We start from the raw sequence: 20724 nt of genomic DNA, 5'->3' as shown, positions 1-20724 counted from the left end.
CGACCCGTCGTGCCGCCAGGTGCGTCGCACCGTGAACATGCTGGTCGTAGGACCAACGGCGGAGGGGAGCCCGGCTGAAACTCGGTGGGCGTTGTCGGTGCGGGTCCGTAGGCTCCGTGTGATGCCCTCGACACATGCAACCACCAAGGACCGTCCCGACCGTTCCACCGTGCGCACCCTGCTGCGGCTGTGGCCGTATGTACGCCCGGTGCGGGTACGGCTGTGTACCGCCGCGTTCGTCGCGGTGGTCGCCTCCTGCGTGGGGCTGGTGATCCCGCTGGTCCTGAAGTGGATGGTGGACGGGCCGGTCGCCGACCGGGATCCGGCGGGCGTGTGGCTGGGCGCGCTGTACCTGCTGCTGCTCGGGATCGCGGAGGCGGGGCTGTTCGGGCTGCGGCGGTGGCTGGTGGCCCGGCCGCTGTCGCACGTCGAGGCGGAGATGCGGGCCGAGCTGTACGGGCATCTGCAACGGCTGCCGGTGGCCTTCCACGACCGCTGGGCGTCGGGCCAGTTGCTCTCCCGGGGCACCACCGATCTGATGCTGCTGCGCATGTTCCTCGCCTTCCCGTTGACGTTCCTGCTGGTCAACGGCGTGACCATTCTGGTCGGTGTGGCGATCATGATGTCCCAGGACTGGCTGCTCGGGCTGGTCGTCCTCGGACCCGCGGTGCCCCTGATATGGACCTGCGTGATCTTCGAGCGGCGGTACGCCCTTGTGGCGCGGCTCGCCCAGGACCAGGTCGGCGACCTGACGACGGTCGTCGAGGAGAGCGTGCTCGGCATCCGCATCATCAAGGGGTTCGGCCGGCACCGCAGCCAGGCCCGGGCGTTCCGCGAGCTGTCGGGGACGCTGCGCGGCACGGAGCTGCGCAAGGCGCGGCTGCTGGCGGCGATCTGGGCGGTCATCGTGACGCTGCCGGAGGTCGCGATCGGCGCGGCGCTGGTGCTGGGGACCGTGCGGGTGGCGGACGGGCAGCTGTCCGCGGGGACGCTGGTCGCCTTCTTGAGCACGGCGCTCGCGCTGCGCTGGCCGGTGGACTCGATCGGGTTCCTGCTGGCGATGACGCAGGAGGCGGCGACGGCGACGGAACGGTACTTCGAGGCGCGGGACGCCCGGGTGGAGGAGCCGGGGCCGACCGGCGGCCCCGACCGGGAGCCGGGGACGGCGGACGCCGGACTCCGGTTCCACGGCGTCCGGTTCCGCTATCCCGATGCCCCGCCCGGCTCCCCGCCCACCCTCGACGGCATCGACCTGCACATCCGCCCGGGCGAGTCCATGGCCCTGGTCGGGGCGACCGGCAGCGGGAAGACCACCCTGACGGCGCTCATCCCCCGGCTGCACGAGGTCACCTCCGGGCGGATCACGCTGGACGGACGGGACATCACCGCCATGCCCCGCGAGGAACTGCGCGCGAAGGTGGCCGTGGCGTTCGAGGAACCGACGCTGTTCTCCGCGTCCGTCGGGGAGAACGTACTCATGGGCGGCGACGGCAGTGCCGGCCGGGCGGACCTGGAGCGGGCGCTGTCCGTCGCGCAGGCCGAGTTCGCGCACGCCCTGCCGCAGGGCACGGACACCCAGGTCGGCGAGCAGGGGCTGAGCCTGTCCGGCGGGCAGCGGCAGCGGCTCGCGCTCGCCCGGGCGGTGGTGGGCCGCCCGCGCTTCCTTGTGCTGGACGACCCGCTGTCCGCGCTCGACGTGCACACCGAGGCCGCCGTGGAGGCCGCGCTGCGCCGGGTCCTCGCGGACACCACCGCGCTGATCGTGGCCCACCGCCCCTCGACGGTGCTGCTCGCCGACCGGGTCGCCCTGCTCTCCCAGGGCCGCATCGCCGCGGTCGGCACCCACCACGAACTGCTCCGCACCCACCCGGAGTACGCCCACCTGATGTCCGGCGAAGAGCCGGCACCCGGCGCGGCCGGGGAACCAGCAGGCCGGCTGTCGGGCCGGCGAACCGCGGACCGGCCCGACGGCCGGACCGGACAGCACACCGCCGGCGAACGGCCCGGATCCGGCGCGGGTGACGGACGGAACGCGGACGGACGCGGCGGTGCGCCGCGGGCCGCCGGTGTACCGGGCACGGAAGTGGAGGACCCTCGATGACCGCTCCCGCCTCGTCGGCTCCGCCGCCCGCCGCCTCCGGGTCCGTGACCCCGCCGGACGCGGCTGCCGCTCCGGCCCGGCCGCAGGACTCCCTGGATCCTTTCGACCGGGACGTGCTGCCCGCGCCGCCGGGTGCCACGGCCGCCCTGCTGCGCTCGCTGCTCGCCCCGCTGAAGGCCCGCGTCGCCGTCACCACGTTGCTGCTGCTGTTCCAGCAGGCCGCCGTGCAGGCCGGCCCGCTGCTGGTGGCGTACGCCATCGACAGCGCCGTACCGGCCCTCCGCCGCGGCGAGCACGGCCCGCTGATCGCGGTCGGCGTCGGCTATCTGCTGTGCGCGCTGCTCTCCGGCGGCCTCCAGTTCGCGTTCATCGAGGCGTCCGCGCGCGTCAACCAGGACGTGCTGCTCGACCTGCGCGGCCGCATCTTCCGGCACGCGCAGGCGCTGAGCGTCGACTTCCACGAGCGGTACACCTCGGGCCGGCTCATCTCGCGCTCCACCGCGGACGTGGAATCGCTGCGCGAACTGCTCAGCGAGGGGCTTCAGGAACTCATCACGGTGATCCTGTCCTTCGTGTACATCTCCGCGATGCTGCTCTGGCTCGACCTGAGCCTCGGCGCCGTCGCGGTGGCCTCCTTCGTGCCGCTGTATCTGCTGGTACGGCTCTACCAGCGGCGCGCGGGGCGGGTGTTCCGGCTCCGTTCCACGGCCATCGCGGCGGTGATCGTGAAGTTCGTCGAGACGATGAACGGCATCAGGCCGGTGCGCGCCTTCCGCCGGGAGGCCGCGAACGACGCCGCGTTCGACGTGCTCAACCGGCGCCACGAACGGACGAACGGCGACGCCCTGCTGGAGATGGCCCGCTATGTCGTGGGTTCCCGGCTGGTCGCCAACACGGCGGTCGCGGTGATCGTGCTGTGGGGCGCCGCCCGGGTGGCGTCCGGCTCGCTGGCGCTCGGCGTGCTCGCGGCGGCGGTGCTGTATCTGCGCCGCCTGTACGACCCCATCGACCGGCTGGGCATGTTCCTCAACTCCTACCAGTCGGCCGCCGCCTCGCTGGAGAAGATCGCGGGCCTGCTGGCGCAGACCCCGTCGGTGCCTGAGCCGGCCGCGCCCCGAGCACTGCCGGAGCAGTCGGCGCAGGGCCGCCCCGGCCGCGAGGTCGTCTTCGCCGGCGTCCGGTTCGCCTACCGCACCGGCGGGGAGGTGCTGCCCCGCTTCGACCTGACGATCCCGGCCGGTCAGACGGTCGCCGTGGTCGGTTCGACGGGCGCGGGCAAGTCGACCCTCGCCAAGCTGCTCGCCCGGTTCTACGACCCCTCCGACGGCCGGGTCCTGCTCGACGGGGTGGACCTGCGGGAGCTGTCCTCGCCCGAACTGCGCCGCGGGGTGGTGATGGTGACGCAGGAGTCGTTCCTGTTCTCGGGCACGGTGGCCGAGAACATCGCCATCGGCCGCCCGGACGCCACCCGTGAGGACATCGAGCGGGCGGCGAAGGCGATCGGGGCGCACGAGTTCATCGACGCGCTGCCGGACGGTTATGACACGGACGTACGCAAGCGGGGCGGCCGCATCTCGGCCGGCCAGCGTCAACTGGTCGGCTTCGCCAGGGCGTTGCTCGCCGACCCGGCCGTACTGATCCTCGACGAGGCGACCAGTTCCCTGGACGTGCCCGGGGAGCGGGCGGTGCAGCGGGCCATGTCGACGGTGCTGCGCGGCCGTACGGCCGTGGTGATCGCGCACCGGCTGTCGACCGTGGAGATCGCCGACCGGGTGCTGGTCATGGAGCACGGCCGGATCGTCGAGGACGGCGAACCCACCGAACTGATCGCCGGAACGGGCCGCTTCGCAAACCTCCACCGCGCCTGGCGGGACAGCCTGGCCTGACAGCGACCGCCGCGGTTGGACACCGCCCCGAAGGGGCGCGAGGAACGGCGCGCCAAGCCACGACGCCGCCGCACCCGACTGACGGCACGCGGCGCCCCAAAGGGGCGCGGGGCTGTATTCGATATGCGGCTCCGCCGCGCGGGCGCGCCAAGCCACAACGCCGCCGCAGACAACTGACGGCACAGAGCGGCACAACCAGCGGAGCACTCGGCACACCGGAACGGACGGGGAGCATGGATGATCGACGCGTACGAGGATCCCGGGACACCCGACACGCGCGGCGGCTGGCGGTTCCTGTGGTGGCTGGTGCGGTGCCAGCCCGGCCGGTCGCTGGCCGGGGCGCTGCTGGGCAGCGTCTGGCTGGTGCTGATGGCGGCGACGCCGTATCTGATGGCCCGGGCGGTCGACGACGGTCTGATCGCGGGTGACCTGGGCGCGCTGGCCGTGTGGACCGTGGTGCTGTTCCTGGTCGGGGCGGTCAACTCGTGGCTGGGCATCATGCGCCACCGGACGATGACACGGGTGCGGATGGACGCCAACTTCCGCACGGTCAAGGTGGTCGTCGGGCACGCGGTGCGGCTGGGGGCCGCGCTGCCGCGGCGGGCCGGGGCCGGGGAGATCGTCACGGTCGGCGTCGGCGACGTGCAGACGATCGCCCAGTCGCTGACCGTCGTCGGGCCCGGGGTGGGCTCCGTGGTGGTCTACGTCGTGGTGGCCGGGGTGCTGCTGTCCATCTCACCGCTGCTGGCCGCGGTGGTGCTGCTGGGGATGCCGGTGATCGCGCTGGTCGCGGGTCCGCTGACGGTGCGGTTGCAGGCGGCGGAGACCGCGTACCGGGAGCGGCAGGGCGTGCTGACCGCGCGCATCGGCGATCTGGCGGGCGGGCTGCGGGTCCTCAACGGACTCGGCGGCAAGGGGCTGTTCGCGGACGCGTTCCGGGGTGACTCGCGGCGGCTGCGGGCGCAGGGCTACCGGGTGGGTGCGGTGGCCAGCTGGGTGCAGGCGCTCGGGGTGGGCCTGCCCACCCTGTTCCTCGCGGTGGTGACCTGGCTCGCGGCCCGGATGACCGCCGCGGGCGAGCTGAGCGTAGGCGAGTTGGTGGCGGTGTACGGCTATGTCGCGGTGCTGGTGGGTCCGGTGGCCTTCTTCGTGGAGATGGGCTATCAGCTCAGCCGGGGCGTGGTGGCCGCGCGCCGGGTGGTGGCGCTGCTGCGGCTCGACCCGGAGCCGGACGAGGGGACCCGGCCCGGCCCGGCGGAGCCGGCCCTGCTGGTCGATCCCGAGTCGGGGGTGCGGGTGCCGCCTGGGCGGCTGACCGCGCTGGTCGCCGCCCGGCCCGCGGACGCCGCGGCCGTGGTCGACCGCCTCGGCCGCTTCGCGCCGTCCGCCGCCACCTGGGGCGGGGTGCGCCTCGACGCGATCCGGCTGGCCGAGGTGCGCTCCAGGATCCTGGTCTGCGACAACGAGGCCGACCTGTTCGCGGGAACGCTGCGGGAGGTGGTGACCGGGCGCCGGGAGTGCGACGACGCCGCGCTGGCGCGGGCCGTGCACGCGGCCGCCGCCGACGACATCGTGCAGGGCCTGCCGGACGGGCTCGACTCGGCCGTGTCGGCGCAGGGCCGCAGCCTGTCGGGCGGCCAGCGGCAACGGGTGCGGCTGGTCCGGGCGTTGCTGGCGGACCCGGAGGTGCTGCTCGCGGTCGAACCGACATCGGCGCTGGACGCGCACACGGAGGCCACGGTGGCGCGCCGGCTGCGGGATGCGCGCACCGGCCGTACGACGGTGGTGACCACCACCTCGCCGCTGGTGCTGGACCGCGCGGACACCGTGCACTACCTGGTGGACGGCAAGGTCGCGGCCACCGGACGGCATCGCACGCTGCTCGCGGACGAGCCCGGCTACCGGGCCCTGGTGGCTCGCGACAACGCCGCCGAGGAGGTCGTGCGGTGACGCCGGACACGGGTCAACTGCCGGTCGCCGGGCGGGCCGACGTACGCCGGGCGACGGTGCGGCTGGTGCGGGCCGACGGGCGGTCCTTCGCCGCCGCGCTGCTGCTGAACGCGCTGGCCGCGGCGGCCGGACTTGCCGGGCCGTGGCTGGTCGGCCGGATCGTGGACGAGGTGCGGGCCGGAGCCGGGGCCGCGGTGGTGGACCGGCTGGCGCCCGGCATCCTGGTGTGCGCGCTGGCCCAGCTGCTGCTGGCGCGCTGGGCCCGGTACGTGGGGTACCGGTTCGGGGAGCGGACGCTGGCCCGGGTCCGTGAGGAGTTCGTCGACCGGACGCTCGCGCTGCCCGCGTCGACGGTGGAGCGGGCCGGCACCGGAGACCTCACCGCGCGCGGCACCGCGGACGTGGCCGCGATCGGCACCACGCTCCGCGACGTGGGCCCCGAACTGCTGGTCTCCTTTGTACAGGCCCTGTTCGTGGTCGGTGCCGTGTTCGCGCTTGACCCGCTGCTCGGCCTGTTCGGGGTGCTCGGGACGATCCCGATCTGGTGCGCGCTGCGCTGGTATCTGCGCCGGGCCAGGGACGGCTATCTCGCCGAGGGCGCGGCCACCTCCCAGGTCGCGGAGATCATCGCGGCCACCGCGGCCGGGGCCCGCACGGTGGAGGCGTTCCGCCTGGAGGAGCGGCGGATCGCGGCGAGCCGGGACGCGTTGGAGACGTCCCGGCGGACCCGGCTGTACACGCTGTATCTGCGCACGGTGTTCTTCCCGGCCGTCGATGTGTCGTACACGATCCCGGTGGCGGGGGTGCTGCTGGTCGGCGGGGTGCTGCACGCGCGCGGGGCGGTGGGCCTCGGCGCGGTGGTGGCGGCGGCGCTGTATCTGCGGCAGCTCGCCGAGCCGCTGGACCAGATCCTGCTGCGGATCGAGCAACTGCAGAGCAGCAACGCGTCGTTCGCCCGGGTGGAGGGGCTGGCCGGGGCGCCGCGGTCGGTGCCGGACGGCGGCGCGCCGGCCCCGGCGGACGACCGGATCGATGTGTCCGGGGTGCGGTACGCCTACGAGCGGGGCGGGGAGGTGCTGCGCGGGGTCCATCTGACGGTGCGGCCCGGTGAGCGGCTGGCGGTGGTCGGGCCGTCCGGCGCGGGCAAGACCACGCTGAGCCGGCTGCTCGCGGGCGTCGACGCGCCGGGCGCGGGCACGGTGACGGTGGGCGGGGTGCCGATCGCGGGTCTGGAGCCGGAGCGGCTGCGCCGGCAGGTGGTGCTGGTCACCCAGGAGCACCATGTCTTCCTCGGCACGGTGCGGGACAATCTGCGGATCGCCGAACCGGCGGCCGGTGACGAGGAGTTGTGGGCGGCGCTGGCCGCGGTGGGCGCCGACGCCTGGGTGCGCGAGCTGCCGGACGGCCTCGACACCCGGCTGGGACCCGGCGGTACGGCCACCGACGGGTCCCAGGCCCAGCAACTCGCCCTGGCCCGGGTGGTGCTGGCCGACCCGCACACACTGATCCTGGACGAGGCCACGGCCCTGCTGGACCCGGCGACCGCGCGGCACACCGAGCGTGCCCTGGCCGCCGTGCTGGCGGGCCGTACCGTCATCGCGATCGCCCACCGTCTGCACACCGCCCACGACGCGGACCGGGTGGCCGTGATGGAGGAGGGCCGGCTCACCGAACTGGGCACGCACGACGAACTGGTGAAGGCCGGCGGCGCTTACGCGGCACTGTGGCGCACCTGGCACACCAACGGCACACCATGACCGCCCTCCCGACGCGCGGGCTTCTACGGTCACGGGGGTGAGACGGATCACCATGACCGTGGAGGCGTGACCATGCCGAGCGAGACTGCTGTCGACCTCGGCGAGCAGGAGGCTGAGGACGGTACGTGCTTCCCGCGCGCCTGCCGAAAGCGCGTCGCCGACAGGGCGCACCGCGGCCCGGGTCGCGGAGCTGAGAGCGGTCAGCTGCCCCTGAGATACCCGCCTCGGGGCCCGCCAGTTGCTCCTCGGTGGTGTATCGGCGGCCCGTGGGGTGTGAACGGCCGCTAACCTGCGGAGCATGACCGTACATCTCGAAGTCGCCGAAGGCGTCGGCACGCTGCGGCTCGACCGCCCGCCGATGAACGCGCTGGACGTCGCCGTGCAGGACCGGATCAGGGAGCTTGCCGAGGAGGTCACGCGCCGCGACGACGTGCGCGCCGTGGTGCTCTACGGCGGCGAGAAGGTGTTCGCGGCGGGCGCGGACATCAAGGAGATGCGCGCCATGGACCACGCCGCGATGGTCCTGCGCGCCCGTGGCCTCCAGGACTCCTTCACCGCCGTGGCCCGCATCCCCAAGCCGGTGGTCGCCGCTGTCACCGGCTACGCGCTCGGCGGGGGCTGCGAACTCGCGCTGTGCGCGGACTACCGCATCGCCGCCGACAACGCGAAGCTGGGCCAGCCGGAGATCCTGCTCGGTCTGATCCCGGGCGCCGGCGGCACCCAGCGGCTGCCGCGACTGGTCGGCCCCGCCAAGGCGAAGGACCTCATCTTCACGGGCCGCCAGGTCAGGGCCGACGAGGCGCTTGCCATCGGCCTGGTGGACCGAGTGGTTCCGGCCGCCGACGTGTACACCGAGGCGCACGCCTGGGCCGCGAGGCTGGCGCGGGGCCCGGCGATCGCGCTGCGCGCGGCGAAGGAGTCGATCGACACCGGCCTTGAGGCGGACCTCGACACCGGGCTCGCCGTCGAACGGACGTGGTTCGCGGGGCTGTTCGCCACCGAGGACCGCGAGCGGGGCATGCGCAGCTTCGTGGAGGAGGGCCCGGGCAAGGCAACGTTCCTCTGAAGAACTCCCGCCAAAGCACTTGCAATTGACGCGCTGTCTCATCCGGGGTCCCTCGATGGGGCGGACTGTGGCAGCCTTGAGGCTGCCCTGAGTCTGCCTTGTCGAGGAGACCTGTCCCTTGCCCGGGAACGAACCGTCTGTGCAGGTCAACCAGGCCGCCATCGGCTCTGACATGACTTTGGCATATGCCGAACGAATGCCATGCAAGGGAGGCTCCCCGGAGGCGTATTCCCGCGGAACGGCCACGGACGGCGCCCGGGGCGGCCATGATGGGGGCATGGCGGGGCTGGAGGGCATCGAACAGCCGCGGGGACACGGCCGTGCGACCACGGCGCGCTGGTCGCCTGCGGTCGAGGACGAACAGGCGCTCAAGGTACTCGACCTGTTCGGCAACCCCGCCGAGGCAGAGGTCCCGCTGCCGTCCCGCCCCGAGTCCGCGGCCACCGCCCGGCGGCTCGCCCAGGTCGTGGTCCTGCGTCAGTGGGGGCTCACCCCGAAGCTCACCGAGGACGCCGTCCTGCTCGTCTCCGAACTCGTCGGCAACGCCGTGCGCCACACCGGCGCCCGTGTCTTCGGGCTGCGGATGCGCCGTCGTCGCGGCTGGATGCGGGTGGAGGTCCGCGACCCCTCGCGCGGGCTGCCGTGTCTGATGCCGGTGCAGGAGCTCGACATCAGCGGCCGGGGGCTGTTCCTCGTGGACAGGCTGTCCGACCGGTGGGGCGTGGACCTGCTGCCGCGGGGCAAGACGACGTGGTTCGAGATGCAGGTGACCGACCGCTGACGACCGGCGGAGCGCCGCGCGACGCGACCCGGGAACTGTCCCTCGATGGGCGCAATCAGCGTTTTTTCGTATCTCATGCCTTTTAAATGGTGTGCGTGACCACGACCGACCGCCGCGGGGCCCTGCGCGCGGGCGCCGGGCTTGTCACCGGTGGCGTCCTCGCCGCCGGGTGCGGGTCCGCCGCGGGCTCCGGGCAGCCCGCCGCCACGCGCCCCACCGCCTCCCTCGCGCCCACCCCCGCGAAGGCCACGCCCCGAGCCGCACCCGCACCCCGGGCCTTCCCCCGGCAGCCCGCCCAGATCAGCCACGGCCCGCGCGACCACCCCCGCATCGCCCTCACCTTCCACGGCCAGGGCGACCCCGCGCTGGCCCGCGCCCTGCTCACCGAGGCCGAACGGCGCGGCGCCCGCGTCACCGTGCTCGCCGTCGGCAGCTGGCTGGACGAGCACCCGCAGATGGCCCGCCGCATCCTCGACGGCGGCCACGACCTCGGCAACCACACCCAGCGGCACCTCTCGATCAACACCCTGCCCGAGGCCGACGCCCGCGCCGAGATCACCGGCTGCGCGGACCGGCTGAAACGGCTCACCGGCTCGATCGGCAGCTGGTTCCGCCCGTCCCGGGCCCAGGCCGCCTCCCCGCTGGTCGAGCGGCTGGCCCGCGCAGCGGGCTACCCGCACGTGCTCTCGTACGACGTCGACTCGCTCGACCACACCCGGCCGGGCCCGGCCGCCGTCACCCGCACGGTCCTCACCGAGGTCACCGCCGGATCGGTGGTCAGCCTGCACTTCGGCTACCCGGACACGGTGGCCGCCCTCCCCGACGTACTGCAAGAACTCGACCGCCGTGGACTGCACGCGGTCACCACCACGGAGCTGCTGAGCTGATGCAACCCACCCTCGCGGCCCGCGTCCTGGCCGCCGCTGCCACCCTGACCCTGCTGTCCGCGCTGTCCGTGCTGTCTGGGTGCAGCGACACCGAGCACCGCACGGACACGGCGATCCCCAGCAAGGCGCCCGTCCCCGGCCGGTCGGCGGGGCACCAGGGCGACGGGCTGCCCGGCATGCCGCCCGTGCTCGACCCGAAGGACGTCTACGCCGCCGACCGCCCCGGCCTGCTCTCCCCGGTGGTCGACGACTTCCCGTCGCGGATCTACGTCCCCAACACCAACTCCAACACCGTCAGCGTCATCGACCCGGAGACGTACAAGGTCATCGGGACGATCCCGGTCGGCGTCCAGCCCCAGCACGTCGTGCCCTCCTGGGACCTGAAGACGCTGTGGGTCAACAACGACCGCGGCAACTCCCTGACCCCCATCGACCCTAGGACCGGCAAGGCGGGCAAGCCGGTCCCCGTGCACGACCCGTACAACCTCTACTTCACGCCCGACGGCAAGTACGCGGTCGTCATGGCCTCCCTCGACCGCCAGCTGGTCTTCCGCGACCCGCACACCATGAAGACCGCCAAGACCGTCCCGGTCAGCTGCTACGGCGTCAACCACGCCGACTTCTCCCTGGACGGCCGCTACTTCATCGTCTCCTGCGAGTTCAGCGGCGAACTGCTGAAGGTCGACACGGCGCGGATGGAGGTCGTCGCGCAGCAGAAGCTGCCGCTCCAGGGCGCGATGCCCCAGGACGTCAAGATGTCGCCCGACGGCAAGCTGTTCTACATCGCCGACATGAAGGCCAACGGGATGTGGATCCTCGACGGCGACACCTTCGGCAAGCCGCGGTTCCTGGCCACCGGCAAGGGCGCCCACGGCCTCTACGTCAGCCGCGACTCCCGCGTGATGTACGTCTCCAACCGGGGCGAGGGCACCATCTCCCTGTTCGACTTCGGCCGCGGCAAGCTCACCGGGAAGTGGCGCCTGCCCGGCGGCGGCAGCCCCGACATGGGCGGCGTCTCCGCGGACGGCAGGGTGCTGTGGCTGTCCGGCCGTTACCACTCCGAGGTGTACGCGATCGACACCCGCACCGGCGCCCAGCTGGCCCGCATCAAGGTCGGCAGCGGCCCGCACGGACTCGCCGTCTATCCACAGCCGGGCCGCTACTCGCTCGGACACACCGGCATCTTCCGCTGAAAAGCCGCCAGTTGGACACGCCCCCGATGGGGTGACGGTCCCGGCCGCACGGCCCGGGAACCGGGATCGTCACCCCCCATGACCAGTACTCGCCCGCGGCGCCGCGCCGCTGCCGCCGCCCTCTGTCTCGCGGCCGTCCTCGCCACGACGGCCGCGGCCCCGGCCGCCTCCACCCCCGTGCGGGCAGCCGCCGGGGCCGCCCCGGTCTGCCCCCGGTTCGAGAATCCGATCGAGGCGGCCGCCGACCGCCGCGTCGACATCGGCCGGATCACCCCGACGCCGGCCTGGCGCACCGCCTGCGGCACCCTGTACCGCAGCGACAGCCGCGCCCCGTCCGTCGTCTTCGAGGAGGGCTTTCGGCCCAAGGACGTGGTGAACGGGCAGTACGACATCGAGAAGTACGTGCTCGTCAACCAGCCCTCGCCGTACGTCTCCACCACCTACGACCACGACCTGTACAAAACCTGGTACAAGTCCGGCTACAACTACTACATCGACGCCCCCGGCGGCATCGACGTCAACCAGACCATCGGCGACACCCACAAATGGGCCGACCAGGTGGAGGTCGCCTTCCCCGGCGGGATCCAGCGCAAGTACGTCATCGGCGTCTGCCCCGTCGACAAGACCACCAAGACCGAGATCATGAACGAGTGCCGGAGCAATCCGCACTACAAGCCGTGGCACTGAGCAGCGCCTCCGCGGCCACCGGGCGGTAGCCGGCCGCCAGGAACGCCCGCAGGCTGCGGGCGTTCCCCGGCGACACCTGCGCCCACACCGGCTCGTCGGCGAGCCGCAGCGCCGCCGCCACGAGGTCCCGTCCCAGCCCGCGGTGGCGCGCCGTCGCGTCCACCTCCACGGACACCTCCAACCGTCCGGCCACCCCGCGGCCCAGCACCACCACCCCGCCGTCCGCCGCCCAGGCCCGTACCCCGTCGCGGCGCTCGCGGGCGTAGCCGATCCGGGGATGACCCAGGTCCGTGACCTCCCGGAGCGCGAGCGGCGGCCCGCCCGGCAGCGGAGCGCCGACCAGCAGCGCGTCGACCGTGTCGTGGGCGCGTCCCGTGCGCGCCATGAAGTCCGCCAGGAAGCGCGGATGCACGGCGGCGGCCAGCGGATCGCAGCCGACCGCGTCGAGGGCCCCGCGCACCCACCCCTCGTCCTCGTCCGTGAACACCACCGCGTGCGCGGTGAAGGCGATCACACCCGCGTGGCGGTGCGCGTGCTGCGGCACCACGGTCGTGCCGCCGTCGTCCGGCGGGAAGACTCCCCGGGCCGCCGCGTCGAGAATGTCCCGCAGGGTCTTCGTCACGCCCGCACTCCCGGCTCGCCTTGAGTCTCCACCCACTGGAAGGCCCAGACTGGCAGACATGCAGCACCCCCCGCGGGGCCACCCCCCAGACCGCCCGTACGACGGCAGCGGCCTGTTCACCATCGGCGAGCTGGCCCGGGCCACCGGACTGACCGTGCGCACCATCCGCTACTGGTCCGACGAGGGCGTCCTCGACCCGGTGACCCGCTCGGCCGGCGGCTACCGGCTCTACGACGCCGCGTCCGCCGCCCGTCTTGAGCTGATCCGCACCCTGCGCGAACTGGGCCTCGGCCTGGCGCAGGTGCGGGACGTGCTCTCCGGCGAGCGAACGGTGGCGCAGGTCGCCGCCGCGCACGTGGCGGCCCTCGACGCCCAGATCCGCTCGCTGAAGGTGACCCGCGCGGTGCTGTCGACCGTGGCCCGACGCGGCTCGACCGCAGAGGAGATGACACTGATGAACAAACTGGCGCGGCTGTCGGCCGCCGAACGGCAGCGGATCGTGGACGAGTTCGTGGAGGAGACCTTCCGCGGGCTCGACACCGCCGACCCCGCGATCCGGGAGCGGATGCGGCACACCGGGGTGAACCTGCCCGACGATCCGACCCCGGCCCAGGTCGACGCCTGGGTGGAGCTGGCCGAACTGCTCCAGGACCCCGGCTTCCGGGCCGCGATGCGCCGGAACATCGAGGTCAACGCGGCCGACCGCGGCCCGGACACCCCGGCCGGCGCGTCCCTGTGGTTCTTCCGGCGCCTGGTCGACCTGGTCGGCGCCGCCCGGGCGCGCGGCGTTGCGCCCGAGGGCCCGGAGGCCGACGCCGTACTGACCGAACTGCTCGGCGAGGGCGCCGACCACGCGGCGGTGCTGCGCCGCATCGACCTCGGCGCCCAGGTCGCCCGCTACCGCGAACTGGCCGCCGCCGTCGCCGGACACCAGGAGCCCCCGCGGCACCAGGAGGAGTTCGCCTGGGTGGTCACCGCGCTCCGGGCGCGGGCGGGCGGTTAACCTGACCCGCGGCACTACGCCGACACGGCACGAGAAACACGAACAATAAGGGGCGGATCGGTGGCGGACATCGACGAGGCACGCAAGCACTTCGAGCGGATCGACGCGGACGGCGACGGGTTCATCACCGCCGCCGAGTTCAAGACCGCCCTGGCCCAGGGGGGCGACTGGAACGTCACCGAGGCGGTGGCCGAGGCCGTCATCAAGACCCGCGACCTCAACGGCGACAAGGTGCTGTCGTTCGACGAGTTCTGGGCCTACCTGAACAAGTGACATGAGCGGAGCGGGGGGCGCCCGGCCGGGCGCCCCCCGCTGTCATGCCGGGCGCTCGACGCGCACGTTCCAGCGGCCGCCGTGGCGTGCCAGGACCAGCGGCAGGTCGAAGCACTTGCCGAGCCGGTCGCCGGTGAGCACGTCCTCGGCCGGGCCCTGGGCCAGACTGCGTCCGTCGCGCAGCAGCAGGGCGTGCGTGGTCCCGGCCGGCAGCTCCTCCAGATGGTGGGTGACCAGCACCGTCGCCAGCCGCGGATGCTCCCGGCGCAGCGCGTCCAGCGCACCGAGCAGCTGTTCCCGGCCCGGCAGGTCGAGGCCGGTGGCCGGCTCGTCCAGGAGCAGCAGCCGTGGCTCGGGCATCAGCGCCCGTGCGATCAGGGTCCGGCCGCGCTGCCCCTGGGAGAGCGTGGGCCAGCGGGACTCGCGGTGGTCGGCCAGCCCCAGCGTCTCGATGAGCCGGTCCGCCCGCGCCTCCTGCTCCGGCGTCGGCCGCCAGCGGGGCAGCGGCGCGACCGAGTTGGTGAGCCCGGTCAGCACCACACCGCGCACGGTCAGCGGCTCGGTGAGCGGATGGCGGGGATCGACGTGTCCCACGTACGACCGCAGCTCCCGCACGTCGACCCGGCCGAGACGCCGGCCCAGCACCTCCACCGTGCCGCGCGTCGGATGGGTGAGGGCGCCGAGCAGGCCGAGCAGGGTGGACTTGCCGGCACCGTTGGCGCCGAGCAGCGCCCAGTGCTCGCCCGCCCGCACGGTCAGTGAGACCTCCTGGAGGATCGGCCGGCCGTCGCGCACGACCTGTACGTCCTCCGCACGCAGGACGATCACCGGCGCACCGCCCGGTTCACCGCGGACAGCACCGCGAGCACGGCGGCGGCCGCCGCCGAGTCGTCCTGTCCCGCGCCCCACACCGTCCGGCCGGCCACCCGGCACTCCGCGAAGGCGAACGGCCCGCTCGCGGCGGTCTCCAGGACCTCGACGGGGTACCCGGCGCCCGCCAGTGCGTCGGCGAACGCGGCCAGCGGGCCGGCGCCGGTCCCCGTGTGCTCGGCGATGTCGTCCGCGCCGGTGCGCAGGGCGCAGACGAACCGGTCGCTGCCCGGCGCCTCCCGGTGGCTCGACCAGGACTTGAGCCGCAGCGGGCCGTCGTCCAGGTAGGCGGCGCGGAAGAGGTCGTACAGCTCCTTCGGGGTGACCTCCCGCCCGTCGGCGTCCGCCATCTCCTGGACGAGGCCCGCGAACTCGCTCCGCATCCGCTCCGGCAGGTCGACGCCGTGCCGCGTGCGCAACAGGTAGGCCGAACCGCCCTTTCCGGACTGCGAGTTGACCCGGATCACGGCCTCGTAGGAGCGGCCCAGGTCAGCGGGGTCCACCGGCAGATACGGCACCGACCAGGGCGCCTGCCGCTCCGGTACCCCCGACTCGGCCGCCCGGCGGGCGTGCCGGGCCAGGCCCTTGCTGATCGCGTCCTGATGGGTGCCGGAGAAGGCGGTGTGCACCAGTTCGCCCGCGTACGGGTGGCGGGGGTGCACGGGCAGCCGGTTGCAGTGCTCGACCGTCTCCCGTACCGCGTCGATGTCGCCGAAGTCGACCATCGGGTCGACCCCTTGGGCGTAGAGGTTCAGTGCGAGGGTCACCAGGTCGACGTTACCGGTGCGTTCGCCGTTGCCGAACAGACAGCCCTCCACGCGCTGGGCACCCGCCAGCACGGCCAGTTCGGCGCAGGCGACACCGGTGCCGCGGTCGTTGTGCGGGTGCACGGACAGGATCACCGAGTCGCGGCGGGACAACTGGCGGTGGACGTACTCGATCTGGTCGGCGTAGACGTTCGGGGTGGCGATCTCCACCGTCGCGGGCAGGTTGTGGGTGACGGGGCGGTCGGGGCTCGCGTCCCACAACTCCGTCAGCTCGTCGCACAGTTCGAGGACGAAGTCGGGCTCGGTGAGGTTGAAGGTCTCCGGCGAGAACTGGAAGCGTACGCCGGCCCTGTCCCCGGCCCGGCGCGCCATGTGCCCGGCCGCCTCCCGCACGGTCCGCCGCACCCCGGCCCGGTCCCGGCGCAGCACCACCTCGCGCCACACCGGCGAGGTCGCGAAGTACAGGTGGACCACGGCCCTCGGCATCCCCTCGATCGCCTCGAAGGTGCGGTCGATCAGGTCCGCTCTGGCCGGGGTGAACACGACCGGGGTGACATCGTCGGGGACGGCCCCGGAGGTCACCAGGTGCCGTACGAAGTCGAAGTCGGTGCGGCTCGCCGACGGGTAGCCGACCTCGATCTCCTTGAAGCCGAGCCGGACCAGCAGGTCGAAGAAGCGGCGCTTGCGGGGCGTGTCCATCGGCTCGGCCAGCGCCTGGTTGCCGTCGCGCAGGTCGACGGGAACCCACAGTGGCGCCCGGGTCAGGCGCGCGGAGGGCCAGGACCGGTCGCCGGCCGGGACGTGCACGCGCCGGTCGTAGGGACGGTAGCGGTGGTACGGCATGGGGCTGGGGCGCTGGGGATTCCAGCCGGGAGTCAGAACGGTGGTCATCGTCGGGTGGTGCCCTTCGGCTCGGTCGGACGGTGACCGGCGGCACGGCGGCCCCGCGGCGGGGTGCCGGTCGCGTCAGGCCCCGCCGCGGCAGCCGAGGAGAAGCAGACCGCGAAGCGTCATGCGGGATACGCTAGCCATTCCTCAGGTCCTCAGACAAGTGAGAATCTTCAGTGCGACCCGACGCCCCCCGGCTGCGGGCCCCACGCCCCCGACGAGTTGGTGACACTCCATGGCCCTAGGTCCCGTCCGCCCGAGCCCGCTGGTCGAACAGGCCGCCGCCCGTCTGCGTGAGCAGATCGCCGCAGGTCACTGGCCCGTCGGCACCCGGCTGCCCGGTGAGACCACCCTCGCAAGGGAACTCGGCGTGGGCCGCTCCACCGTCCGCGAGGCGCTGCGCGCGCTCACCGGGGCCGGGCTGGTGCGGCCCCGGCAGGGCGCGGGCGTGTTCGTGGTGGCGACACAGCCCGTCGAGGACTGGCCGACGCGGCTGCGCCGGGCCGCGGTGAGCGACGTCTACGAGGTCCGGATGGCCGTCGAGGTGCACGCGGCCCGGCTGGCCGCCGCCCGGCGTACCCCCGAGGACGTGGCGGCGATCGGGGCCGCGCTCGACGGCCGCCGGGCCGCCGCCACTGCGGACGACCGGGCGTTCGTCGACGCCGACATCGCCTTCCACGCGGCCGTCGTCGACGCCGCGCACAACCCCGTACTCGCCGAGCTGTTCGCCGAGTTCACCCCCGTGCTGCGGGAGGGCCTGGTCGACCTGCTGGCGCTGACCGGGCAGCGCGTACAGGACCCGAACACCGCCGACGACGCCCACGCGGCCCTGGCCCGGGCGATCGCCGACGGCGATGCCGAGACCGCGGCGAACGTCCTGCGCGCGGAGCTGGAGGACCCGTTCGGCGGGCCACGAGAGCACTGATCACGAGCGGTGCCGACCGGAATCACCTGGTTGCCGCGCGGTCCGGAATAGTCCGCGCAGTGCCCGGGTTGACGCTCCTCAACGCATGCGCACGCATTGATCATGGAGGGTCTGTCATGAAGATCGGCATCATCGGCGCGGGCAACATCGGCGGCAACCTCACCCGGCGGCTCACCGCCCTCGGCCACGACGTGTCCGTCGCCAACTCCCGCGGCCCGCACACCCTCACCGAGCTGGCCCGGGAGACGGGCGCCACGCCCGTCCCGGCCGCGGAGGCGGCCCGCGGCGCGCAGGTCGTCGTGGTCACGGTCCCGGTGCGGGCGGTACCGGACCTGCCGTCCGGACTGCTCGACGGGGCGGCCGAGGGCGTCGCCGTGATCGACACGGGCAACTACTATCCGCAGCGGGACGGCCGGATCGCGGGCATCGAGGACGACGGGATCACCGAGAGCCGCTGGACCGAGCGGCAGATCGGCCACCCGGTGATCAAGGCGTTCAACGGCACCTACGCCCAGGACATCCTGGACCGCCACCGCCCGGCCGGCGACCCCGACCGCATGGCGCTCCCGGTGGCCGGCGACGACGAGGCCGCCAAGCGGGCCGTGCGCGACCTGATCGACGAACTCGGCTTCGACACGGTGGACGCGGGCGGCATCGACGAGTCCTGGCGGCAGCAGCCGGGCACCCCGGTGTACGGGCTGCGGGCGGGCGCCGAGGCGGTTCGCAAGGCCCTCGCCGAGGCGTCCCCGGAGCGGCCGGCGGACTTCCGCGCCTGACGCTCCGCTGGATGCGCCGCGATATGCCGTTGGCTGTCGAACCGCAGCGGACTTCACTGGACCTGCTCAGGCGTACCGATCGCGACCGCATCCCGGCGTGGCGGACCTTCGCCGGTCAGCCGTTGCCTGCCCAGGCCCGCAGGGCGGCCTTGTCCGCGAAGGCCGCCACGTTCTTGTCGTGCGGTTCGCTGGTGTACTGGTGGAAGCGCCATTTCGCCTTGATGCGGGGCTCGCCCGCGCTCACGTAGTCGGCGATCCACAGACCGTCGCCGGCGTACGAGGTGGTGTCGACGTTCAGCCAGAAGTGGCGGTTGGCGTAGAGCACCACCTGGTGGCTCGGCCGCAGGTCCTTCACCTTCCGGATGAACAGGTCCTTCTCGGCGTTGCTCGCGTGCGTCCCCTCGCTCGTCGTCTCCCAGTCGACGGCGAGGATGTCGCCCGCCTTCTCAGGGGCGTGCCGGACGAAGTACTCGGCCTGGGCGCCGATGTTGCCGGGCCACAGGAAGTGGTAGAAACCGACGACGAGCCCCGCGTCACGGGCCCGCTTCGTCTGGGCACTGAGTTTCGGGTTGACGTACGAACGCCCCTCCGTCGCCTTGATGAAGACGAAGGAGACGCCGTCCGTCTCATAGGACGAGGACTGATACGCACTCACATCGATGCCGTGCAACATGCGGGGACTCCCTCAGACGTCAGTGGGGTGACAGGAGTTGACTCCTCTATGCCCCCCGCCCCACCCCGCCACCCCCGCGCACAAGGGACTTACGCCGCAGAACCCCACAACGCCCGCCCCGGAAACCGCCGGTGGTACAGCGAACCGCCCCCGGCGGCCCGTCCGTGGCCGGGGGCACGGCCCGCGGTGTCAGCATTCGATGATGTTCACCGCCAGGCCGCCGCGGGCCGTTTCCTTGTACTTGACCGACATGTCCGCGCCGGTGTCCTTCATGGTCTTGATGACCTTGTCGAGGGAGACGTGGTGGCGGCCGTCGCCGCGCATCGACATGCGGGCGGCCGTGACCGCCTTGACGGCGGCCATGCCGTTGCGCTCGATGCACGGGATCTGCACCAAGCCGCCGACCGGGTCGCAGGTGAGGCCGAGGTTGTGCTCCATGCCGATCTCCGCGGCGTTCTCGACCTGTTCGGGGCTGCCGCCCAGCACCTCCGCGAGGGCACCGGCGGCCATGGAGCAGGCGGAGCCGACCTCGCCCTGGCAGCCGACCTCGGCGCCGGAGATGGACGCGTTCTCCTTGAACAGCATGCCGATCGCGCCGGCCGCGAGCAGGAAACGGACCACGCCGTCCTCGTCGGCGCCGGGCACGAAGTCGAGGTAGTAGTGCAGGACCGCCGGGATGATGCCGGCCGCGCCGTTCGTCGGGGCGGTCACCACCCGCCCGCCGGCCGCGTTCTCCTCGTTCACCGCCATCGCGTACAGCGTGATCCACTCCATCGCGTGCGCGAGCGGATCGCCCTCGGCGCGCAACTGGCGGGCCGACACGGCGGCCCGGCGCCGCACCTTCAGACCGCCCGGCAGGATGCCCTCCCGGGACAGGCCGCGCGCCACGCACTCCCGCATCACCCGCCAGATCTCCAGCAGGCCCGCGCGGATCTCCTCCTCGGTGCGCCAGGCCCGCTCGTTCTCCAGCATCAGCGAGGAGATCGACAGGCCGGTCTCACGGGTCAGGCGCAGCAGCTCGTCGCCCGTGCGGAAGGGGTACTTGAGCACCGTGTCGTCCAGCTTGATCCGGTCCGCGCCGACCGCGTCCTCGTCGACGACGAAGCCGCCGCCGACCGAGTAGTACGTCTTGCTCAGCAGATCGGTGCCCCCGGCGTCGTACGCCCACAGGGTCATGCCGTTGGCGTGGTACGGCAGCGCCTTGCGGCGGTGCAGCACCAGGTCCGCGTCCGCGTCGAACGCGATCTCGTGCTCGCCGAGGAGCCGCAGCCGGCCCGACTCCCGGATGCCCGCCACCCGCTGGTCGGCGCCCTCCACGTCCACCGTCCGGGGCGAGGCGCCCTCCAGGCCGAGCAGCACCGCCTTCGGCGTGCCGTGGCCGTGGCCCGTCGCGCCGAGCGAGCCGTACAGCTCGGCACGGACCGAGGCCACGGAGCCGAGCAGGCCCTCGTTGCGCAGCCGGGCGGCGAACATGCGCGCCGCGCGCATCGGGCCGACCGTGTGGGAGCTGGACGGGCCGATGCCGATCGAGAACAGGTCGAACACCGAGATGGCCACGGTGACTCCTCCAAGCTGGTGGTGCGGGACGGGGTGCCGCGCCCAGTGACGCGCGGGTGCGG

At 73.3% G+C, this 20724-nt stretch carries 18 protein-coding genes; 13 read left to right on the top strand and 5 right to left on the bottom strand.

Annotated elements, in window-relative coordinates:
• Nucleotides 1-121 precede the first annotated feature (121 nt).
• The 9 genes from ACIRFL_RS32745 (at nucleotide 122) to ACIRFL_RS32705 (ending at nucleotide 12308) form a co-directional block, all read left to right on the top strand.
• Nucleotides 122-2101: an ABC transporter ATP-binding protein gene (locus ACIRFL_RS32745; RefSeq protein WP_404035652.1), complete on the top strand. Its 1980-nt coding sequence runs from the start codon at nucleotides 122-124 to the stop codon at nucleotides 2099-2101.
• Nucleotides 2098-3987, top strand: a complete 1890-nt coding sequence (locus ACIRFL_RS32740; RefSeq protein WP_404035649.1) for an ABC transporter ATP-binding protein — start codon at nucleotides 2098-2100, stop codon at nucleotides 3985-3987. The genes ACIRFL_RS32745 and ACIRFL_RS32740 overlap by 4 nt, the downstream gene beginning before the upstream one ends.
• 237 nt (nucleotides 3988-4224) lie before the next feature.
• On the top strand, nucleotides 4225-5937 hold the full coding sequence (locus ACIRFL_RS32735) for an ABC transporter transmembrane domain-containing protein (protein WP_404035647.1): 1713 nt from the start codon (nucleotides 4225-4227) through the stop codon (nucleotides 5935-5937).
• Nucleotides 5934-7694: an ABC transporter ATP-binding protein gene (locus tag ACIRFL_RS32730; protein WP_404035644.1), complete on the top strand. Its 1761-nt coding sequence runs from the start codon at nucleotides 5934-5936 to the stop codon at nucleotides 7692-7694. Before ACIRFL_RS32735 ends, ACIRFL_RS32730 begins: the two co-directional genes overlap by 4 nt.
• Before the next feature lie 298 nt (nucleotides 7695-7992).
• Nucleotides 7993-8760 (top strand): enoyl-CoA hydratase/isomerase family protein, encoded by a 768-nt coding sequence (locus ACIRFL_RS32725; protein WP_404035641.1) that lies wholly within the window; start codon nucleotides 7993-7995, stop codon nucleotides 8758-8760.
• A 277-nt stretch (nucleotides 8761-9037) separates the two neighbouring features.
• Nucleotides 9038-9541, top strand: a complete 504-nt coding sequence (locus tag ACIRFL_RS32720) for an ATP-binding protein (protein ID WP_404035638.1) — start codon at nucleotides 9038-9040, stop codon at nucleotides 9539-9541.
• Between the two features lie 86 nt (nucleotides 9542-9627).
• Complete coding sequence (locus ACIRFL_RS32715; RefSeq protein WP_404035635.1) at nucleotides 9628-10428, top strand: polysaccharide deacetylase family protein; 801 nt, start codon at nucleotides 9628-9630, stop codon at nucleotides 10426-10428.
• Nucleotides 10428-11621: a hypothetical protein gene (locus ACIRFL_RS32710; protein ID WP_404035632.1), complete on the top strand. Its 1194-nt coding sequence runs from the start codon at nucleotides 10428-10430 to the stop codon at nucleotides 11619-11621. The genes ACIRFL_RS32715 and ACIRFL_RS32710 overlap by 1 nt, the downstream gene beginning before the upstream one ends.
• 78 nt (nucleotides 11622-11699) lie before the next feature.
• Nucleotides 11700-12308 (top strand): ADP-ribosyltransferase, encoded by a 609-nt coding sequence (locus tag ACIRFL_RS32705; RefSeq protein WP_404035629.1) that lies wholly within the window; start codon nucleotides 11700-11702, stop codon nucleotides 12306-12308.
• Here the strand turns inward: ACIRFL_RS32705 and ACIRFL_RS32700 are convergent.
• Nucleotides 12262-12930, bottom strand: a complete 669-nt coding sequence (locus ACIRFL_RS32700; RefSeq protein ID WP_404035627.1) for a GNAT family N-acetyltransferase — start codon at nucleotides 12928-12930, stop codon at nucleotides 12262-12264. The two genes, ACIRFL_RS32705 and ACIRFL_RS32700, sit on opposite strands and share 47 nt — an antisense overlap.
• A 58-nt stretch (nucleotides 12931-12988) precedes the next feature.
• Here ACIRFL_RS32700 and ACIRFL_RS32695 point away from each other — a divergent pair, with 58 nt between their 5' ends.
• Both ACIRFL_RS32695 and ACIRFL_RS32690 read left to right on the top strand, forming a co-directional pair.
• Entirely contained in the window at nucleotides 12989-13933 is a 945-nt protein-coding gene (locus ACIRFL_RS32695) for a MerR family transcriptional regulator (protein WP_404035624.1), read from the top strand.
• A gap of 60 nt (nucleotides 13934-13993) precedes the next feature.
• On the top strand, nucleotides 13994-14206 hold the full coding sequence (locus ACIRFL_RS32690; protein WP_404035621.1) for an EF-hand domain-containing protein: 213 nt from the start codon (nucleotides 13994-13996) through the stop codon (nucleotides 14204-14206).
• 42 nt (nucleotides 14207-14248) lie between these two features.
• Here ACIRFL_RS32690 and ACIRFL_RS32685 read toward each other — a convergent pair whose 3' ends face one another.
• Together ACIRFL_RS32685 and ACIRFL_RS32680 are read right to left on the bottom strand one after the other, a co-directional pair.
• Complete coding sequence (locus ACIRFL_RS32685; protein ID WP_404035618.1) at nucleotides 14249-15034, bottom strand: ABC transporter ATP-binding protein; 786 nt, start codon at nucleotides 15032-15034, stop codon at nucleotides 14249-14251.
• A complete protein-coding gene (locus ACIRFL_RS32680; RefSeq protein WP_404035615.1) occupies nucleotides 15031-16734 on the bottom strand; it encodes a 2-isopropylmalate synthase in 1704 nt (567 codons plus the stop codon). Before ACIRFL_RS32680 ends, ACIRFL_RS32685 begins: the two co-directional genes overlap by 4 nt.
• A gap of 232 nt (nucleotides 16735-16966) precedes the next feature.
• Here ACIRFL_RS32680 and ACIRFL_RS32675 point away from each other — a divergent pair, with 232 nt between their 5' ends.
• Both ACIRFL_RS32675 and ACIRFL_RS32670 read left to right on the top strand, forming a co-directional pair.
• Nucleotides 16967-17656, top strand: coding sequence for a FadR/GntR family transcriptional regulator (locus ACIRFL_RS32675; protein WP_404035612.1), 690 nt, complete (start codon nucleotides 16967-16969; stop codon nucleotides 17654-17656).
• Nucleotides 17657-17772: 116 nt separating this feature from the next.
• Nucleotides 17773-18432 carry an NADPH-dependent F420 reductase gene (locus ACIRFL_RS32670; protein WP_404035609.1) on the top strand — a complete coding sequence of 220 codons (660 nt, stop codon included), beginning with the start codon at nucleotides 17773-17775 and terminating at the stop codon, nucleotides 18430-18432.
• A 115-nt stretch (nucleotides 18433-18547) separates the two neighbouring features.
• Here the strand turns inward: ACIRFL_RS32670 and ACIRFL_RS32665 are convergent, their stop codons facing one another.
• On the bottom strand, nucleotides 18548-19105 hold the full coding sequence (locus ACIRFL_RS32665) for a glycoside hydrolase family 25 protein (RefSeq protein WP_404035606.1): 558 nt from the start codon (nucleotides 19103-19105) through the stop codon (nucleotides 18548-18550).
• Between the two features lie 189 nt (nucleotides 19106-19294).
• Nucleotides 19295-20662 carry an L-serine ammonia-lyase gene (locus ACIRFL_RS32660; RefSeq protein ID WP_404035603.1) on the bottom strand — a complete coding sequence of 456 codons (1368 nt, stop codon included), beginning with the start codon at nucleotides 20660-20662 and terminating at the stop codon, nucleotides 19295-19297.
• Between the last annotated feature and the right edge of the window lie 62 nt (nucleotides 20663-20724).

The sequence above is a fragment of the Streptomyces sp. NPDC102462 genome (assembly GCF_044765425.1).
Lineage (GTDB): Bacteria > Actinomycetota > Actinomycetes > Streptomycetales > Streptomycetaceae > Streptomyces.
The sequence above is the reverse complement of the archived record's forward strand: the minus strand, read 5'-3'. Positions and strand labels throughout refer to the sequence as shown.

Excerpts from the sequence above, each read along its gene's own strand:
- ACIRFL_RS32715 (WP_404035635.1), top strand. The coding sequence starts at position 9,628 with ATGGTGTGCGTGACCACGACCGACCGCCGCGGGGCCCTGCGCGCGGGC.
- ACIRFL_RS32665 (WP_404035606.1), bottom strand. The coding sequence starts at position 19,105 with ATGTTGCACGGCATCGATGTGAGTGCGTATCAGTCCTCGTCCTATGAG.
- ACIRFL_RS32740 (WP_404035649.1), top strand. The coding sequence starts at position 2,098 with ATGACCGCTCCCGCCTCGTCGGCTCCGCCGCCCGCCGCCTCCGGGTCC.
- ACIRFL_RS32735 (WP_404035647.1), top strand. The coding sequence starts at position 4,225 with ATGATCGACGCGTACGAGGATCCCGGGACACCCGACACGCGCGGCGGC.
- ACIRFL_RS32670 (WP_404035609.1), top strand. The coding sequence starts at position 17,773 with ATGAAGATCGGCATCATCGGCGCGGGCAACATCGGCGGCAACCTCACC.
- ACIRFL_RS32680 (WP_404035615.1), bottom strand. The coding sequence starts at position 16,734 with ATGACCACCGTTCTGACTCCCGGCTGGAATCCCCAGCGCCCCAGCCCC.
- ACIRFL_RS32675 (WP_404035612.1), top strand. The coding sequence starts at position 16,967 with ATGGCCCTAGGTCCCGTCCGCCCGAGCCCGCTGGTCGAACAGGCCGCC.
- ACIRFL_RS32725 (WP_404035641.1), top strand. The coding sequence starts at position 7,993 with ATGACCGTACATCTCGAAGTCGCCGAAGGCGTCGGCACGCTGCGGCTC.
- ACIRFL_RS32705 (WP_404035629.1), top strand. The coding sequence starts at position 11,700 with ATGACCAGTACTCGCCCGCGGCGCCGCGCCGCTGCCGCCGCCCTCTGT.
- ACIRFL_RS32695 (WP_404035624.1), top strand. The coding sequence starts at position 12,989 with ATGCAGCACCCCCCGCGGGGCCACCCCCCAGACCGCCCGTACGACGGC.
- ACIRFL_RS32710 (WP_404035632.1), top strand. The coding sequence starts at position 10,428 with ATGCAACCCACCCTCGCGGCCCGCGTCCTGGCCGCCGCTGCCACCCTG.
- ACIRFL_RS32745 (WP_404035652.1), top strand. The coding sequence starts at position 122 with ATGCCCTCGACACATGCAACCACCAAGGACCGTCCCGACCGTTCCACC.
- ACIRFL_RS32720 (WP_404035638.1), top strand. The coding sequence starts at position 9,038 with ATGGCGGGGCTGGAGGGCATCGAACAGCCGCGGGGACACGGCCGTGCG.